This window comes from Pseudomonas sp. No.21 (assembly GCF_054558415.1).
The window spans coordinates 52,087-69,758 of sequence record NZ_BAAJNO010000004.1 but is presented as its reverse complement, the minus strand read 5'-3'; the positions used below and the strand labels follow the sequence as shown (position 1 = coordinate 69,758).

The 17,672-nt window shown below is 60.4% G+C and carries 12 protein-coding genes; 10 read left to right on the top strand and 2 right to left on the bottom strand.

Annotation, left to right across the window (positions count from 1 at the left end):
• Positions 1 to 23: 23 nt before the first annotated feature.
• Genes zorA1 through ACYJSS_RS08870 form a run of 5 tightly spaced genes read left to right on the top strand, consistent with a single transcriptional unit; the run spans position 24 to position 11,007 of the window.
• Positions 24 to 2,219 (top strand): type I Zorya anti-phage system protein ZorA1, encoded by a 2,196-nt coding sequence (zorA1, locus tag ACYJSS_RS08890; RefSeq protein WP_236205643.1) that lies wholly within the window; start codon positions 24 to 26, stop codon positions 2,217 to 2,219.
• Positions 2,220 to 2,230: 11 nt separating this feature from the next.
• A complete protein-coding gene (gene zorB1 / locus ACYJSS_RS08885; protein ID WP_236205642.1) occupies positions 2,231 to 2,968 on the top strand; it encodes a type I Zorya anti-phage system protein ZorB1 in 738 nt (245 codons plus the stop codon).
• Positions 2,969 to 4,645 carry a type I Zorya anti-phage system protein ZorC gene (zorC, locus tag ACYJSS_RS08880; RefSeq protein ID WP_236205641.1) on the top strand — a complete coding sequence of 559 codons (1,677 nt, stop codon included), beginning with the start codon at positions 2,969 to 2,971 and terminating at the stop codon, positions 4,643 to 4,645. It begins immediately after the preceding gene.
• Entirely contained in the window at positions 4,645 to 7,896 is a 3,252-nt protein-coding gene (zorD, locus tag ACYJSS_RS08875; protein ID WP_236205640.1) for a type I Zorya anti-phage system protein ZorD, read from the top strand. Before zorC ends, zorD begins: the two co-directional genes overlap by 1 nt.
• Before the next feature lie 9 nt (positions 7,897 to 7,905).
• Entirely contained in the window at positions 7,906 to 11,007 is a 3,102-nt protein-coding gene (locus ACYJSS_RS08870) for a type I restriction endonuclease subunit R (protein WP_236205639.1), read from the top strand.
• 138 nt (positions 11,008 to 11,145) lie between these two features.
• Here the strand turns inward: ACYJSS_RS08870 and ACYJSS_RS08865 are convergent, their stop codons facing one another.
• Positions 11,146 to 11,949 (bottom strand): XRE family transcriptional regulator, encoded by an 804-nt coding sequence (locus tag ACYJSS_RS08865; protein WP_236205638.1) that lies wholly within the window; start codon positions 11,947 to 11,949, stop codon positions 11,146 to 11,148.
• A gap of 105 nt (positions 11,950 to 12,054) precedes the next feature.
• On the opposite strand from ACYJSS_RS08865, the gene ACYJSS_RS08860 reads away from it, so the two are divergent.
• The 3 genes from ACYJSS_RS08860 (at position 12,055) to ACYJSS_RS08850 (ending at position 15,197) form a co-directional block, all read left to right on the top strand.
• Entirely contained in the window at positions 12,055 to 12,906 is an 852-nt protein-coding gene (locus tag ACYJSS_RS08860; protein ID WP_236205637.1) for a response regulator transcription factor, read from the top strand.
• A gap of 197 nt (positions 12,907 to 13,103) precedes the next feature.
• Positions 13,104 to 14,408 carry an MFS transporter gene (gene tcuC, locus ACYJSS_RS08855; protein ID WP_236205636.1) on the top strand — a complete coding sequence of 435 codons (1,305 nt, stop codon included), beginning with the start codon at positions 13,104 to 13,106 and terminating at the stop codon, positions 14,406 to 14,408.
• Between the two features lie 12 nt (positions 14,409 to 14,420).
• Positions 14,421 to 15,197 carry a substrate-binding domain-containing protein gene (locus ACYJSS_RS08850; RefSeq protein ID WP_236205635.1) on the top strand — a complete coding sequence of 259 codons (777 nt, stop codon included), beginning with the start codon at positions 14,421 to 14,423 and terminating at the stop codon, positions 15,195 to 15,197.
• Here the strand turns inward: ACYJSS_RS08850 and ACYJSS_RS08845 are convergent.
• Complete coding sequence (locus ACYJSS_RS08845; RefSeq protein WP_236205634.1) at positions 15,183 to 16,091, bottom strand: LysR family transcriptional regulator; 909 nt, start codon at positions 16,089 to 16,091, stop codon at positions 15,183 to 15,185. The genes ACYJSS_RS08850 and ACYJSS_RS08845 overlap by 15 nt on opposite strands.
• Before the next feature lie 309 nt (positions 16,092 to 16,400).
• Here ACYJSS_RS08845 and ACYJSS_RS08840 point away from each other — a divergent pair, with 309 nt between their 5' ends.
• Entirely contained in the window at positions 16,401 to 16,886 is a 486-nt protein-coding gene (locus ACYJSS_RS08840; protein ID WP_236205633.1) for a DUF2165 family protein, read from the top strand.
• Between the two features lie 4 nt (positions 16,887 to 16,890).
• The gene (locus ACYJSS_RS08835; protein ID WP_236205632.1) at positions 16,891 to 17,607 is read left to right on the top strand and encodes an SDR family NAD(P)-dependent oxidoreductase; all 717 of its coding nucleotides are present in this window, start codon (positions 16,891 to 16,893) and stop codon (positions 17,605 to 17,607) included.
• Positions 17,608 to 17,672: the final 65 nt, after the last annotated feature.

Here is a 17,672-nt window from a genome sequence, read left to right as displayed (position 1 = left end):
GAAAAACAAGCAAGGCTAGGGCTATGGACTATTCGAAGTGGTTGGACCTTTGGGATAAGGCAACACCCGAGCAGCTGATTGCTCCCGTGTTCGTATTTAGTCTGGTGACGGTGCTGTGCCTTTGGTATTTGCTGCGTTACTTCGTGCGCTCATTTGCATTGAGTCGGCGCTTGAAGAAGCTCACGCGGCAGGTGCGGGCAATCAAGGAGCTGCAGCCGGCCAAGCGCCGTAGCGAGCTGGAGCAGCTGTTCCAGGAGCATACGCTGGGGCATGCCTGGCAGGAGTATGCCGAGACGCTGCATGACCAGTTTGAGGTGCGCGAGGGTGAGCAGCGCATGCTGTGCTCCCGTGCCACGGCGGGCGCGGGGCATTTCTTCACCGCACAAACGGTGGTGGAGACACCGCTGGGGACCGAGTTTTACAAGCACTTGCCGGGCATCCTGACGGGGATCGGGATTGTCGGCACCTTCTTCGGCTTGATGCTGGGCCTGCAGCACTTCGACCCCAGCACTCCCGAGCAGGTCAGCTCCAGCGTCGATCAGTTGCTCAAGGACGTGCTATTTGCCTTCCTCGGCTCCTTCTTCTCGATCTTCGCTTCTATTGGCGTGACTCTGACCGAAAAGTGGCGCCTAGGCCGCTGCTACAAGCATCTGGAAACCCTGACTGAGAGTATCGATGGGCTTTTCGATAGTGGTGTGGGCGAGGAGTACCTGGCGGAGCTGGTGAAGTCGAGCAACGAAAGCTCGATCCAGACCCGTCAGCTCAAGGACAGCCTGGTTACCGACCTGCGTGAGATGCTGCAGAACCTGGTAGATACCCAGGTGCGTGAGAACCTCAAGTTGGCTGATACCCTTTCGGCAAGTTACCGCGACTCTGGTCAGGTGCTGGCCGAGCAGATTGGCGGTGCCATCGAGAACAGCCTCAAGTCTCCCCTGGAGGCCATAGCCGGAGCCGTGAATACTGCCAGTGGCGATCAGAGCAACCAGGTGCAGAGTCTACTCACCGATGTGCTCACAGCCTTTATGAGCAAGCTGGAAAGTACCTTTGGCCAGCAGTTCAACGGTTTGCACGAGATGCTGGGGCAGTCGGTAGCGGCCATGCAGTCCATGCAACAGGGCTTCAATGAACTGGTCGGTGACATGCGCTCGGCCAGCGAGGCTTCATCGCAGAACAGCGCCAAGATGATCGCGCAGTTGCTGGCCGATATGCAGGCCGGGCAAAACAGCATGCAGGCCGGGATGAACGAGATGCTGGCCAATCTGCAGACGTCCATCGCGCGTATCGGCAGTGAAGGTGAGGGAGCTGGTGAGCGGATGGCCAAGCAGTTGGAGAAGCTGTTTGCCGATAGCGAAGCGCGCCAGCAAGCCATGGCGGTAAATCTGCAGGCTTTTGTCGAGTCCATGCAGCAGAGCATGGGCCAGGGTCAGCAGGAAACCATGGCCAAGATCGCCGGCTCGGTAGATGTGCTGGGCGAGCAGTTGGGCGGCCTGTTCAAGCAGCTTGAGCACAGCCGTACGCAAATGGACCAGGCCAGCAAGGTCGCCCAGGTCGAACTGCACCGTGGTACGCGCGAGATGGTTGGCGGGCTGGAAGAGCAGGTGAAAACCCTGCTGGATGCCGTCGCCGATCAGCAAGGCGCGATGCATGACAGCCTCAAACTGCTGGGAGCGCAAACCGAGCAACACCTGCAGAGCATGCAACAAGGCGCCGAGAAGATGCGCCTGGCAGCCGAGCGCTTCGACAGCGCCGGGCAGAGCGTGAGTAAAGCCGGCGAGGCGACTGCGGGCGTGTTGGGTGCGCTGCAGGGCACGAGCGGCGATTTGGTCGACGCTTCCCGTGAACTGACCAGTGTGGTGGCCGACTATCGCAATAACCGTGAAGCACTGAATCAGACGCTTGCGGTCATTCAAGGTGTGGTCGCCACTGCTCAGGGCGAGTCCGCGGGGCGCAGCCAATACTTGCAGGATTTGAAGCAGCAAGGTGAGCGGCTACAGGCGCTCAATCGTGAAGTGAACGACTACCTAGAGCAGATCAGCGCAGTGCTGGGCAAGGGCTTCAACGAATTTAGCGAGGGGGTAGATCGTAGCCTGCGGCAGACGCTGGGCAGTCTGGATGCCGAGTTGCACAAGGCGATGACCAGCCTGGCCGGTGGTGTCGAAGGGGTCAAGGAAAGCCTGGAAGACTTCAGTGAAATCATGGAGCGCGTTCAGCGCCGCTGAGGGGGTAGAGCATGTTCGGCAAATCAGCCGCTCCCGCTCGGGCGCGTGACGAGGGCGAGAAGCCTTTCTGGATTTCATTCGCCGACCTGATGACGGCGATGATGATCTTGTTTCTGGTGGTGATGGTGGCCTCGCTGAGCTCGGTGACGCAGCGCATTCAGCAGGCTGAACAAGGTGAGAAACAGCGTGGCAACGAAATCGCTAAGCTCTGCCAGGAGCTCAAACTGAGGGCGGGGGATCTTAACTCCACCATCGTGGTGGACTGCCGGGATAACCGCATTAGCTTCGGTGAGGCTGGGCGCTTTGGCCACAATCAATACTTTCTCAACAGCCAGGGGCAGCAGGCCCTGCAGGATGTTGTGCCGTTGATCTTGGATGCCGCTGACAGCGAAGAGGGACGCAAGTGGCTCAAGCAGGTGGTGATCGAGGGCTTCACCGATACGGACGGCTCTTACCTGTACAACCTGCACCTCTCGCTGCAGCGCTCGGAATGGGTGATGTGCAGTCTGCTCGATAGCCGCAGCCCGGTGCAGAAAGGGCTTTCAGCTGAGCGTCAACAGCAGATTCGCTCCATGTTCCTGGCTGGCGGTGTGTCGTTCAACAATGCCAAGGAGAGCAAGGAGGAGAGCCGGCGGGTTGAGCTGCGTATGCAGTTCTTCGGGCTCAAGGACCAGGGGCATGAAGGTCAGGAACCGGCGCTTGAGTTTGCTTACGCGGCAAACGAGAAATGCCAATTGGAGATGCGCTAGATGAGCCGGGCACTGTCGTCTCTGTCGGCGGCCATCGCCTCGGGCCTAGAGCGCCAGAGTGAGCGCAGCGGCGATGTCGGGCTCAGTGCTTTGCCATCGCTGAAGCGCGCCAGCAGTGAGCTTTCTCGGCGCTTTGATCAGGTCGAAAAAGCCCTGGCACCGCCCCGTGAGAAGCGTTTGCTGGCACTTGGCAAGTTCAAGCGCGAGCAGGCACTGACTTCATCGGAGTGGCGCCTGGTTTTCGCCGGGCTGGCCGATGACGATGAGGTCAGTGTTCCGGTGCTGGAAGACGATCACCTGTTTGACCGTGTTCATCGGGAGGTGACTGGCCGTATCGAGCAGCGGTCACTTAGCCGCCGCGACTGGCTGGCGCTGTGTTTCAGCTACTTTGCTTACGATGAGCACAAGCCTGATGACAACGCGAACTGGCGGGTGCTGCGTGACGATATTGATCGCGGCTTCGATGCTGTCAGGCAGCGTATTGGTCGCGAGAAAGAGTGGATGCGCATTGTAGCTGAGCATCGCGAACTGTTCGGCGCTCAGGCTGGAACCCGTCTGGCGGAGGAGATATTCGAGGCCAGGGCGCGCGACCTTTCCTCTCTGCAGGCCATTGCCCAGGTGCCGGATGGTAGTTGGTTGTGGCAGCGGATTTTTGCGGTTCTGCTTTCGCGTATTTTCCTGCTGGATGACGAAACCTTCCTAAAGCGCCTGCCGGAGTTGGTAGCTCTGGGGCAGTTGAATACGCGCTATCTCAATCAGGTACTAAGTGCCTGCCTGACTCGTTATCACCGTTCGCGATATCGCGAGCAGTCGTCCTCGCTACTCAAGCAGGCTGCGTTAGAGCACTGGGGCAGCCCACAGATGCGCTCCAAGCAGAACGCCTGGTTGCAGTATGTGGAGCAGCCTGTCTGCGCCATGGTGGTGGCCTGGTTCGCCAAGGAAGATCTGGAGCACTTCTTCACCTTGCTCAAGGGCGAGGCGGAGGTTGACCAGTCGCGCCTGTTCTATTGGCTACGCTTTGCCAATCAGATGAGCTACACGCGGATTGTGATGGGCGGCGATGCGTGGCATGACCGGGGTAGTGATTTCGTGGCTTTTCGTGAGAAGAACAAAGGCCGCTTGAGCCAGCTCGCGGGAGGGCCTAGCCACAACAATGCCGTGGTGATGCAGATCGGCAATTACTTCTTCGTGGAGTTCTCCGGTACTGGCAATGCGTGCTACGTCTATCGTGCCGATGCCGCTCCATTCAATCCTGACAAAGAGGTGCTGGGGCTGGCAACTGAGCTGAAGCAGCAAGTACGGGCGCTGAAGCGTATGTCCCACTCTCCAGCCCCGCGAAGACCCAATGTGGTCGAAGGGTGGCTGGAGAAGTTTGATGACGAGCTCAGAGCGCTGGGAATCGTAGCGCAGCGTCCAGCGTCATATACGCAACCCCGCGTTTCTGAAGACAAGCCCGCCGCCCATAGTGCTGCGTCTGCATCTGTCGCGGGTGATTCGCTGGACGTGCAGGTTAAGTCGATGTTGGGCAGTGTGCCCTATAAGACGTTCGACCACCGCTCGACCAGCGGGGTCTACCAGGTTTTGCTTGCCAGGGATGATGCGGCTGCCAAAACAGCGCTGCTGCGCCTCGGCTTCAAGGCTGTGAAAAACAATGCACTCATGTTCTGGAGGCTTTGATGCTCGGCCGATTTTTTTCCGGGAAGGATCGTTCTCAGCCCGCCAAGGGGGCAGTGCCTGGTGCTTACCAGATCGAAGAACAAGGTCTTTGTTATGCCTTGAGTCTGGCCGATGACGATGCAAGCTGGCCCGTCGCTGCCTACCTGGACCAGCTTTTCGAAGAAGACTATGCCAGCCAGCTGAGTGATCGCTGGTTGTTGCCTTGGGAGTCGATCTATCAGCTTTTGGATGATCCGGAGCACGCTAGCAGCCTTCCTTTACTTGGCTTGCCCGCGATTTCCGACCTACAGCCACAGTTGGCCAGTACTGGTGGCTTGTCGGATCCGGATTTCAAGGTGTTTATCCAGTCCTGGCGTAACCCGCAGACGGGCAACCCGATTACTTTCGAGCGTGTTGGCGCCGTGGTGCGCTACGCCAGCACCACTGAGCTGCTTCCGCGAGCGGTCTGGGAGCTTTTGAAGGCCATTCGGGATCTGCATGCCACTCAGCAGCAGGCTCCGGGAGAAGTCGCCAACCAGATCGGTTGGGCCAATATCCGTAAGTTGGCCAAGCGCGCTGGTGCGGGATTGGACGGGTTCCTCGACAAAACTGTGGTGGTCAAGCCTCAGCACTTGAAGCTGAAGCCGCGTAAGGCCGTTGTCGCCGGTATGCCGATTATCGAGTTGGATGTCGCGTTTGATGGGCAGCCTGACAATTGGTTGGCCAGCTTCGATGGTTACAAGCAGGTGCAGGATAAGTACAGGGTGCCGGGTGCCGATGGAACGGTGACGCACGTGCTGATTGAGCCGGATGTAAAGGCGGTGCTTGAATCTGTTCGCGCGTTACCGGGGCGGCGGGTAGCCGGTGATGAAGCGCTATCACTCGTGCGCAACCCCTACAGCGTGATCGGGGATGCGGCCGAGAAGGTTGTTGATGCGGACGAGTACGAGGAGCAGCTGGCTGACGCGGGCATCTACTTCCATCGCTTTCGCCTGGAACCTTTTCTAGGCGAAGACGGCAAACATATTCAGTCGATTAGTCTGTTCCTTGAGCCTATCTCGTCCAAGCCGCTACCCGAAATTGAGCTGCGCTTCGATTTTGCCCATGAGTTCGCACCATTCGTGAATGAGCTGCAGGTGAAGTTGGCAGTTGGTATGCCCGCGGGATTCTGGCAGGGCTATGAGCTGGAGCTGAGTGACTTCGATCTCGCGCAATTGGCAGGGGTCAATGAGCTTTTGCGCCACTGGCAGCGCCAGGAGGCCGGGCAGACATTCGAGGCGGTGCTGGATTTGGCCTCGTATGGTGATCGCGTCGTCGGCATTGGTGAGGCGGAACGCATTACATCCCCATTTTTGGTGAAAGAGGCAACGGAAAACTGGTTGCCGGCGGATGTGAAAGGGCTTGGGGTGGATAGCGAACTGCTCAGCCAGTGGGATCCTGCCAGCCGCGAAGATTTTGAAGAGTTTGAGCACCGCATCGACCAGGCGCGTATGGTGGGTGATGAACAGGTATGTCTACCGGGTACTGAAATCCCGCTACCTTTCCAGGTCGCGGAGCAGCTTTATGAAGCCTGGTCGAAGAAGCTTAATCCGGTCGAGCCAAAACCACCTGTTGTGACTGAGCCCGTAGCTGGTCGTGCGGTGCTGCATATCGAGCACAACATTGAGGAAGCAACCTATGCCCAGCGCCGTGAGGCGGCTCTGCTGGCGGGGCGGCATGCCAACGCGGATATTCCAGAACTGCTTCGCCCCGAAGTTCAACTGCGCGATCATCAAATGAAAGGTGTGGCGTGGATGCAGCACCTGTTTGGCTTATCACCCGATCATGTCGCGGGTTGCTTGCTTGCCGATGACATGGGCTTGGGTAAGACCATTCAACTGCTGACCTTCGTGGTCTGGTATTTGGAGCAGAATCCTCAGGGTAAACCGGTCCTGATTGTTGCCCCCGTTTCCCTGTTGGATAACTGGGAGCGTGAGCTGCAGCGATTCTTCTATGCGGATGCATTGCCGGTATTGAAGCTTTATGGCGGCGCGCTCAGCGCTGTGAAGTTCAAGAAGGACGAGATTCCCGGGGATCTGCAGGCCAAGGGGATAAAAAATCTTCTGCGGCCGGGTTGGATGGGCGATGCTCGTATCGTGCTGACCACCTATGAAACCTTGCGTGATCAGGAACTCTCCTTGGCACGGCAGCAGTGGGCCATCGTGATCTGCGACGAGGCGCAGAAGATCAAGAACCCGGCGGCGCTGATCACGCAAGCGGCGAAAGCTATCCCCTCGCGATTCCGTATCGCCTGCACGGGGACGCCGGTGGAGAACACGCTGATCGATTTATGGTGTCTTTTCGACTTTATCCAACCGGGCTTCCTGGGGGGGCTGAATCAGTTCGGTCGTGAGTATCAACGCCCCATCGAGGCCGGCATGGAGCGGGACACGGCGGCGCTTGAACGCCTGCGTGGGCTTATCGAACCCCAGACATTGCGGCGTACCAAGCAGGATGTGGCGAAGGATCTCCCGGCCAAAATCGAGGACCAGGGGTGCCGCAAGCTGCTGATGCACACATTGCAGCGCAATCTCTATTTGTCTGAGGTGGCCCAGTACACACAGAAGCAGCAGATGCAGGAGCAATTGGAGCAGCGGGAGAGCGGCATGCTTGGCCTATTGCACAGGCTCAAGTTGGTGTGCGCGCACCCGTTCAGCGTGCAGCCTGATCCACGCTTGAGGGAGCACTCGCCGAAACTTCAATGGCTCTTAAGCACGCTGGATAACATTGCGCGTTCGGGCAGCGGCGATAAGGTCATCCTTTTCACCGAGTTGCGGGACATCCAACGTGAATTGCAGCATGCAATTCAGGAACGCTTCGGCTTCAAACCCACTGTAATCAATGGTGATACCAGCACCAGCAGCCAGAGTGCGCACAGCCGGCAGCGCTTGATTGATCGTTTCCAAGAGCAGCAGGGTTTCTCGGTGATAATCCTCTCCACTGTTGCGGTTGGGTTTGGTGTGAATGTGCAGGCGGCCAACCACGTTATCCATTTCACTCGCTGCTGGAACCCGGCCAAAGAGGATCAGGCAACCGATCGCGCTTACCGGATTGGTCAGGAGAAGGACGTGTACGTCTACTACCCGACCGTGCGTGATGCGGGGATGCCTACATTTGAGGCGACGCTGGATGAGCTGCTACAGAAGCGACGCGCGTTAGCGCGGGATATGCTGCATGGGGCATCTGAGCTTCAGGTATCTGAGTTTGGGGAACTGTTAAGGGCGCAAGGATGAGATTGAACAATGACTGAAGATCAGCTGGAGCAGGAAACCCTCGGCTGGCTCAGTGGACTGGGGTACGCGCATCTGTATGGCCCGGATATCGCCCACGACGGCGATAACCCCGAGCGCGAGAGCTATCGCGACGTGCTGTTGACCATGCGCCTGCGCACGGCCATCGCCCGGCTCAACCCGCAGATCCCGCTGGCGGCGCGTGAGGACGCCTTGCGCCAGGTGCTGGAGCTGGGCGTGCCAGTGCAGCTGTCGGCCAACCGCCTGTTTCATCGTCTGCTGGTCGGCGGTGTGCCGGTGCAATACCAGAAGGACGGCGAGACCCGCGGCGATTTCGTGCGGTTGATCGACTGGGCCAATGTACGGGCCAACGAGTGGCTGGCGATCAACCAGTTCAGCATCCAGGGGCCGAAGCATACGCGCCGGCCGGACATCATCCTGTTCGTCAACGGCCTGCCGCTTGTACTGCTGGAGCTGAAGAACCCGGCGGATGTGAATGCCGATTTGGTAAAGGCGTTCGACCAGCTCCAGACCTACAAGGAGCAGATTTCGGACGTCTTTCACTACAACGAGATTCTGGTGATCAGCGATGGCAGCGAGGCGCGCATGGGCTCGCTGTCCGCGGATATCGAGCGCTTCGCCCGCTGGCGCACCATCGATGGGGTCACGGTGGATCCGCTGGGTGACTTCAACGAGCTGGAGACGCTGGTGCGTGGCATGCTGCAGCCGGCGATGCTGCTGGATTACCTGCGCTACTTCGTGCTGTTCGAGGATGACGGCCGGTTGGTGAAGAAGATTGCCGGCTATCACCAGTTCCATGCCGTGCGTGCGGCGATACAGCAGGTGGTCAGTGCCTCGCGCCCTGGCGGCACGCACAAGGGCGGGGTGGTCTGGCATACCCAGGGCTCGGGCAAGAGCATCACCATGACCTGCTTCGCCGCCCGGGTGATGCAGGAAGCGGCGATGGAGAACCCGACCATCGTGGTTATCACCGACCGCAACGACCTGGACGGCCAGTTGTTCGGAGTGTTTTCGCTGTCGCAGGATTTGCTGCGTGAACAGCCGGTGCAGGTGGCCACCCGCGGCGATCTGCGCGAGAAACTGGCCAATCGCCCTAGTGGCGGCATTGTCTTCGCCACCATCCAGAAGTTCATGCCGGGCGAGGATGAAGACAGCTTCCCGGTGTTGTCCACGCGCTCGAATATCGTGGTGGTGGCCGACGAGGCGCACCGCACCCAATATGGCTTCAGTGCTTCGCTGAAGGTGCCGGACTTAAAGGTGGCCGAGGCCAGTGCCCGCTATCAGGTGGGTTATGCCCAGCATCTACGCGACGCTCTGCCCAACGCTACCTTCGTGGCCTTTACCGGCACGCCGGTGTCCAGCGAAGACCGTGACACCCGGGCGGTATTCGGCGACTACATCCACGTCTACGACATGCAGCAGGCCAGGGAGGATGGCGCCACCGTGGCCATCTACTACGAGTCGCGGCTGGCCAAGTTGTCGCTCAAAGACTCGGAGCTGGCGCATATCGACGACGAGGTCGACGAGCTGGCCGAGGATGAGGAGGAGGATCAGCAGTCACGCTTGAAATCGCGCTGGGCCGCGCTGGAAAAGGTGGTGGGCGCCGAGCCGCGTATCAAGAGTGTGGCGGCCGACCTGGTCGCGCACTTCGAGGAGCGGAACCAGGCGCAAAGCGGCAAGGCCATGGTGGTGGCCATGAGTCGCGAGATCTGCGTGCACCTGTACAACGAGATCATCGCCCTGCGCCCCGAATGGCACGATGAGGATCCGGAGAAGGGCGCGGTGAAGATCGTCATGACCGGCAGTGCCTCGGACAAGGCACTGCTGCGCCCGCATATTTATCCCGGCCAGGTGAAGAAGCGCCTGGAGAAGCGTTTCAAGGATCCTGCCGATCCGCTGCAACTGGTGATCGTCCGAGATATGTGGCTGACCGGTTTCGATGCTCCCTGCGTGCATACCCTGTACGTCGACAAGCCGATGAAGGGCCACAACCTGATGCAGGCTATCGCCCGGGTAAACCGGGTGTTCAAGGACAAGCAGGGCGGTCTGGTGGTGGATTACATTGGAATCGCCAATGAGCTTAAAGCAGCCCTCAAGGAGTACACCGCCAGTAAGGGTAGGGGGCGTCCCACCGTTGATGCCCATGAGGCCTATGCGGTTCTTGAAGAGAAGCTCGATGTGCTGCGTAGCCTACTGTATGGCTTCGATTACAGTAACTTTCTGACTGGTGGGCACAAGCTGCTAGCCGGTGCGGCCAACCATGTTTTGGGTCTGGAAGACGGAAAGAAGCGCTTTGCCGACAACGCGCTAGCCATGAGCAAGGCCTTCACCCTGTGCTGCACGCTGGATGAGGCTAAGGCAGTGCGTGAGGAAGTGGCCTTCCTACAAGCCATCAAGGTGCTGCTCACTAAGCGCGAGATCAGCGTTAAAAAGAAAACTGATGAAGAGCGCGACTTGGCGATCCGACAGATCATTGGGAATGCGGTGGTTTCCGGCGAAGTTGTGGATGTGTTCGAAGCAGTGGGGCTGGATAAGCCCAATATAGGCCTACTGGATGATGAGTTCTTGGCCGAGGTGCGCAGTCTTCCAGAGAAAAACCTTGCCGTGGAACTGCTGGAGCGGTTACTGGAAGGTGAGATCAAGAGCAGGTTTTCCAGCAACCTAGCTCAGGAGAAGAAGTTCTCCGAGCTATTGGATAGTGTGATCAAGCGTTACCAGAATCGCTCTATCGAAACTGCTCAGGTCATCGAAGAGCTTATAGAGATGGCCAAAAAATTTGCCGCAGCTAGTAAGCGTGGCGATCAGTTGGGTCTCAATAATGATGAGCTAGCTTTCTACGATGCCTTGGCAAATAACGAGGCCTCTGTTCGTGAGTTGGGCGACGAAACGCTAGCTAAGATTGCGCACGAGCTAACTGATAGCTTGCGGCAGAACGTGACGGTGGATTGGAACAATCGAGATAGCGTACGTGCCAAGCTGCGTTTGCTGGTCAAGCGCATCCTGCGCAAATACAAATATCCGCCGGATCAGCAGGAAGAAGCTGCGCAATTGATACTGGCGCAGGCTGAGTCGCTTTGTGAGGCCTGGATGTAGAGTTTTGATGCATTACGTTTTTGGCGAGCATCGCTTAATACTTTGCTGCGCGTTAACGCCACTCTCAGGCTGTTCAGCGGACAGACTTGCGATGCCAGATGTTGTTCTGAGCGAGCCAAGATGTTAGCGCGTAGTGGATCAGAACTTCCTGATCGCAAACCCCACCAACACCCGCCCACGCACTTCCACATCCGCCATCGGCACCGTGCGCGGCTTGTGGCTCGGGTTGTCCGCAATCAGTTCGAGCTGCTCTTGTCCCGCCAATTGCAGGCGGCGGATGAACAGGTGGCCGGCCCAGTTGATCAGGTAGATGCCGTCTCCGCTGAAGGCGGTCACGCCGCAGTCGACGATGACGACGTCGCGGTCGTTGAGGGTATCGGCCATGCTGTTATCCCACAGGATGACAATGGCCAGTTGCTCCGCACTCGAATACGCCGCAGCTTTTTCCTGCAGGAAGGCTTCATTAAGCGTCAGGCTTCTGATGGTCTCACTGTAATCAGCCGGCCTCGGAGCGCTGGAGGGCGATTGATTGAAGTTGAAGTGAGAGACTGAAATCTCTTTGCGCTCGCCACTAGTTGGGTGAGTGGCGGCCACTTTCAACTCTTCCAGCACAGCTTGAATCATGTCTGCCGTGATGGGCTCTTCGAGTTTGCTGAATCTGGCCTGCGCAGTGGTTAACCAGGACTGGATATCCACCGAAGCGGTGTCTCTGCGTGGCGGGGCGCCGGTGCCGGTCAGCAGCCAGTCGATGGTGGTGTCGTACTTCCTGGCAATGGCGATGAGGTTGTCATTGCGCAGGTTCTCGGTATTGCCGCTGTACCACCTACGCACCGCTTCGTAGCTGACTCCACATGCATCGGCAATATCCCTCTTTATCCGCCGTACATCGATATCCGGCTTCCGTGCCTGCACGAGTAGATCTAAGCGGTCAGTAATTTTCATGCGGCGCAATCTACAAGAGCGCACAGCAAGCAAGATTGTGTTTATTTCACAACTATGATTGTATTTTGAGGTGCATGTTTTCTAAATGAGAGGGAGCTCAATTTTATGAACGCGCGTCTCGCTGAATGGACCCAAGCCATCACCACCATCCTCACCCAACCCCCGGGCCAACCCCAGCTGCAGGCGCTGACCGACTGGCTGCAGCGCACCGCTCCTGTCGATCACGTCTTGCTGTTCCTCTTCGAAGGCAACGATGCGCCCTTGCCGCTGTTCCACACCTTGCCCGCCGAGCTGCAGGCCACCTTCATCGATGACTACCGTGGTGGCGCGTACCTGTTCGATCCGTTCTTCCTCGGCTGCACCTTCGAGCGGCCGGATGGCCTCTACAGCATGCGCACGCTGGCGCCGGGGAGCTTTCGGGACAACCACTACTTCCAGCTCTACTACCACCGCCTTGAGCTGAGCGAGGAGCTGGGCTTCTTCACCACGCCGGCGCCGGGTTGCCGCGCGGTGTTGTCGCTGATGCGCGGGCAGGGCGGGGCGGCGTTCAGCGAGGAGGAACTGGAGCTCCTGGGCATCGCGGCGCCGGTGGTGCAGGAGGTGGTGCGCCTGGCCTGTGAGGCGCGGGGCCAGCCGCCGGTGGATGCGCTGCAGCCCAGCGACCATGTGCGCGAGGTGTTCAGCCTGTTTGCGCGGGAGCTGCTGACGCCGCGCGAGTGCAAGGTGGTGCAGCTGCTGTTGCAGGGCTATTCCAGCAGCGAGATCGCCCAGCAGCTGCGCATCACCCGGGGCACGGTGAAGGTTCACCGGCGCAACCTCTATGACAAGCTGGAGATCGGCACCCAGGCGGAGCTGTTCGGGCTGTTCGTGCGCGAGCTGATGGGCGCACGGATGTTCAGCCGGCCGCAGCGACGCAGCCGCGCTCAGTCGCGCTCTGCTGCCAGCCGGAGCGAATGATTCCCATCCTTGCTCGCCATCGAGCGCTGCATCCATGCATCTTCCTGCCTGCCTTGGCGGGCCCGCTCCAGGCGTATTGATAAATTCCATGCATCAATGGATGCAAACAAAGCACTTATCGTTTCAAAGTGTGTCAATCAGAATCCGGCGGCAGAAAGCGCTAATAAGCCCAAACAAGACCGCTGGAGAAACACCTCATGCATGCCTCCCCCAAGCCAGGCTCGTCTGCCGCCCGTTCCAAGGCGGGCGCTGTATTCCGAGTCACGTCCGGCAACTTTCTCGAACAGTTCGACTTCTTCCTCTTCGGCTTCTACGCCACGCAGATTGCGGCCGTCTTCTTCCCTGCCTCGAGTGAATTCGCCTCGCTGATGATGACCTTCGCCGTGTTCGGTGCTGGCTTCCTGATGCGCCCGCTGGGGGCCGTGATCCTGGGCGCCTACATTGATGATGTCGGCCGCCGGAAGGGGTTGATCGTCACGCTTTCCATCATGGCCAGCGGTACGCTGCTGATCGTTCTCGTGCCGGGCTATTCGAGCATCGGCCTGTGGGCTCCGCTGCTCGTGCTCGTGGGGCGGCTGCTCCAGGGCTTCTCGGCGGGCGCCGAGCTGGGCGGTGTGTCGGTCTACCTGGCGGAGATGGCCACACCGGGGCGCAAGGGCTTCTACACCAGCTGGCAGTCCGCCAGTCAGCAGGCGGCCATCGTCGTAGCCGCCGCCCTGGGGTACGGCCTCAACCAGCTGATGGCGCCGTCGATGGTCGCCGACTGGGGCTGGAGGATTCCGTTCGCCATCGGCTGCATCATCATCCCCTTCATCTTCTTCCTCCGTCGCAGCCTCCAGGAAACCGAGGAGTTCACCAACCGCACCCAGCGCCCGACGATGAAGCAGGTCTTCGCCACCCTGGCCGCGAACTGGAGCAGCGTCCTGGGCGGCATGCTGATGGTGGCGATGACCACGACCGCGTTCTACCTCATCACCGTGTATGCGCCCACATTCGGCAAGACGGTGCTGAATCTCAGCACCACCGACGCCTTGCTCGTCACCCTGCTGGTCGGCCTCTCGAACTTCTTCTGGCTCCCCATCGGCGGGCACCTGAGCGATCGCTTCGGGCGCAAGCCCATCCTCATCGCCATGACCACGCTGGCCATCTTCACGGCCTACCCGGCGCTGTCGTTCCTCGCCCAGGCGCCGAGTTTCGAGCACATGCTGGAAGTGCTGCTGTGGCTGTCGTTCATCTATGGCCTGTACAACGGCGCGATGATCCCGGCCCTCACCGAAATCATGCCGGTGGAGGTCCGTGTCGCCGGCTTCTCGCTGGCCTACAGCCTGGCCACTGCCGTGTTCGGCGGCTTCACCCCTGCGATTTCCACCTGGCTCATCCACCTGAGCGGCGACAAGGGCGCGCCGGGCTACTGGGTGACCTTCGCCGCGCTCTGCGCCCTCTGTTCCACCCTCGTGCTCTACCGCCGGAGCGCCTCGCGCGCGCCCGTCCCCGCTTGCTGAGGATTCATTTCGATGAAGGTATTTTCAAAACGTCTCGTCGCGCTCGCCTTCGGCCTGTGCGCGATCCACGCAACCGCACGCGCGGAAGAGCTGAACGTCATGACCTCGGGCGGCTTCACCGCGGCCTTCAAGTTGCTGAGCCCGCAGTACGCGCAGAGCAGCGGCGACACGGTGAACACCATTCTCGGCCCCTCCATGGGCAATGCTCACGAGGCCATCCCCAATCGCCTGGCGCGAGGGGAGCACGCCGACGTGGTGATCATGGTCGGGTATGCGCTGGATGAGCTCATCAAGCAGGGCAAGGTGGACCCGGCTTCCAGGGTGGAACTGGCGGATTCGCGCATCGGCATGGTCGTGAAGCAGGGCGCCCCTAAGCCGTCGATCGATACCGAGCAAGCGCTGAAGCGCACGCTGCTGAACGCCCGCTCGCTCGCCTATTCCGATAGCGCCAGCGGGGTCTACATCAAGAACGAGTTGTTCAGGAAGCTCGGCGTCCAGCAGCAGGTCGGCCCGAAGGCAAGAATGATCGAACGGATTCCGGTTGCCTCCACCGTCGCCTCGGGTGAGGTCGAGATGGGCTTCCAGCAAGTCGCCGAGCTGCTGCCCGTGCCGGGTGTCACCTTCGTCGGCAAGATCCCGGAGTCGCTGCAGTCCGTAACCCGATACTCCGCCGGTATTCCCCGCAATGCCGAGCACCCGGAGCGGGCGAAGGCGTTGCTGGCCTACCTGTCCTCGCCGGCGGCACAACCCGTCGTTCGTTCCACCGGCCTGGATTCAATCCCCCGCTAGCCTGGCCGGCATGCTCCGGACCAGCCGTTCCAGCTCGAGCGCGGCGGGCGTCAGCGTACGCCCGCGCCGCTTGATCAGGCCCACGTTGCGCAGCACCTGCGGCTCCTCCAGCGGTACGGCCTTGAGAATCGGGTGAGGGGTACGCGGCATGGCGATCGAGGGAACGGCCGCCACGCCCAACCCGGCCTCCACCAGGCCTATCGCCGTGGTGACGTGCCGGGTCTCGCAGATGCTGTCCTTTGCGGGGTGCAGGCGCTTCAGCGCCTGGCTCATGATGAGGCGGTTCCCGGATGTCTTGTCCAGGGCGATGTAGTCGTGCTCATACATCTCCGACCAGGTCACCGAGGCCCGCTCCGCCAGGGGATGATCACGCCGGCAGGCCATCACATAGCGCTCTTCGAGCAGCAGGTCGAACGTCACTTCCGGGCTCAAGTGCCCACTGAAGCTGACGCCGAAATCCGCCTCGCCACTGGCCACGGCGCCGTTCACTTCATGGGCGCTCGCATCCACGACCGTGATCCTGATGCGTGGATACAACCGATGAAACTCGCTGATCGCCTGCGGCATGAAGTAATAGGCCGCCGAAGGCACGCAGGCGACCGTGACGCGCTCCGTCCTGCTGGATGCGATATCGCTGATGCTCATCAACGCGTTGTCCAGCTCGTCGAGCACCCGCTCCACCTCGGGAACGAAGGCACGCCCGATCGCCGTCAGGCTCACCCGGCGGGTCGTCCGCTCGAACAGCTTCACGTTGAGTGCGGATTCGAGTTTCTCGATGCGGCGGCTCAGTGCCGGCTGGGTGATCTTCACCGCCTCGGCCGCCTTGCGAAAACTGCCGTTCTCCACCACCGCCCGAAACGCCTGGAGGTCGTTCAAATCGAAGTTGATGCTCATCCGAGTCACCGTATTGATAACGGGGGTGCATCAATACCATGTTTGGAAATGTCCGGGTCGATGGATTCGGTTCGGTTCCGCACCAGGGTTGTGCAGGTGGGGAAGGGGGCTTCGGCCAGACGGCTCGCTGATTTCGGCTTAGTGGTTTGCGGGCTCCCTGGCCGTATCGCTCGTCCGGCCTCGGCCAGGTCCACTTTCCCTGTTCGCCGGCTATTGACCTCAACTTAGCTTGAGGTTTTATCGTCCTGCCCGTTCTTGCCCGCCACCCAGAGCGCGGCAAGCGTCTTTTGCAACCAACAAGGACCCGGAATGGACACCCAGACTTCATTGATGATCTTCCAGGCCACGTGCTTCCTCGGGTTTGCGCTGTGGCTCGGTATTGCCCTGGTCAACAACCTGCACGGTTTCGCCAGCTCGGTGGGGGCGGTGGGGGCGACGCTGTCGATGGCGCCCTTGCGCCAGCCGCCCGTGGTCGACATCCCCTTGCTCAGCCGGGCACTGGTTTCGCCGACGCTGCATCGCCTGGCGCTGGGGGTGATCGTGGTGCTGCAACTGGTGGCCGTTCTCGCCGTATGGGCGGGTTGCTACCTCCTGCTGTTCGGCGGTGGCCTGGAGGCCGCTCGACCCTGGTTGAACCTGGCGCTGAGCGTGGCCCTGGCCTCGCTCTTCGCCATGCTGCTGGGCGGGCTCTGGTTCGCCTACTGGATACGCCAGGAGGGCCTGCAACTGACGCACCTGGTGCTGGTGATCTGGGTGTTGCTGAACTTCCTCGTGCTCAATCTGCGCTGGAGCTGACCTGATGAAGATGATGGTGATAGGCGCCAGCCGGGGCCTGGGTCGTGCGTTGGTGGAGGGGTTGGGCAAGCCGGGGGACCGGGTCGTGGGCGTGTCGCGCAGTCGGCCGGATCGGCTGGCGGTCGCCGCAGGCGTCGACATCCAGTGGATCGAGGCCGACCTGGCCGAGCCGAAGGTAGCCGTGGCGCATATCGAGGCCCAGGCACCGGCGGAGCTCGATGTGCTCATCTGCAACATCGGCATCTGGGAGCCGCAGGCCTTCAGCGAGGGGTACGACTTCCTGAACGACAGCGATGAGACGCTCGCCAGGTTGGTGGAGGTGAACATCACCGCCACGCTGTTGTTGCTCAAACGCCTGGTGCCACGGCTGCTCGGCTCTGCCAGGCCACAGCTGATCCTCACCGGCTCCACCTCCGCCCTGCATCGCAGCGGGCGGCCCGAGGTGGCGTTCGGTGCCTCCAAGTTCGCGCTGAACGGGATGGCCGATGCATTGCGCGAGGGCTTCCGCGAGCAGCGGCTGGCGGTGACGGTGCTGCAGCTGGGCTACCTGAATACCGATGACGGCCTCGCCACTCCGCTGGATGAGGCGGCGGCACGAGGGGAGGGGCAACTGATCCCGGTGCACGACGTGGTCACCCTGGTCGACGCATCGTTGCGCCTTTCGGCGTCTTCCTTCGTGCGCGAGCTGGTGCTGCCAGCGATGGCGGACGAGCGCTTCTGAGGCGGATCGGGGAAGGGGTAGAGGGCTTGCCATGAGAGCGGACGCCGCCAACGGGCGCGGAGACG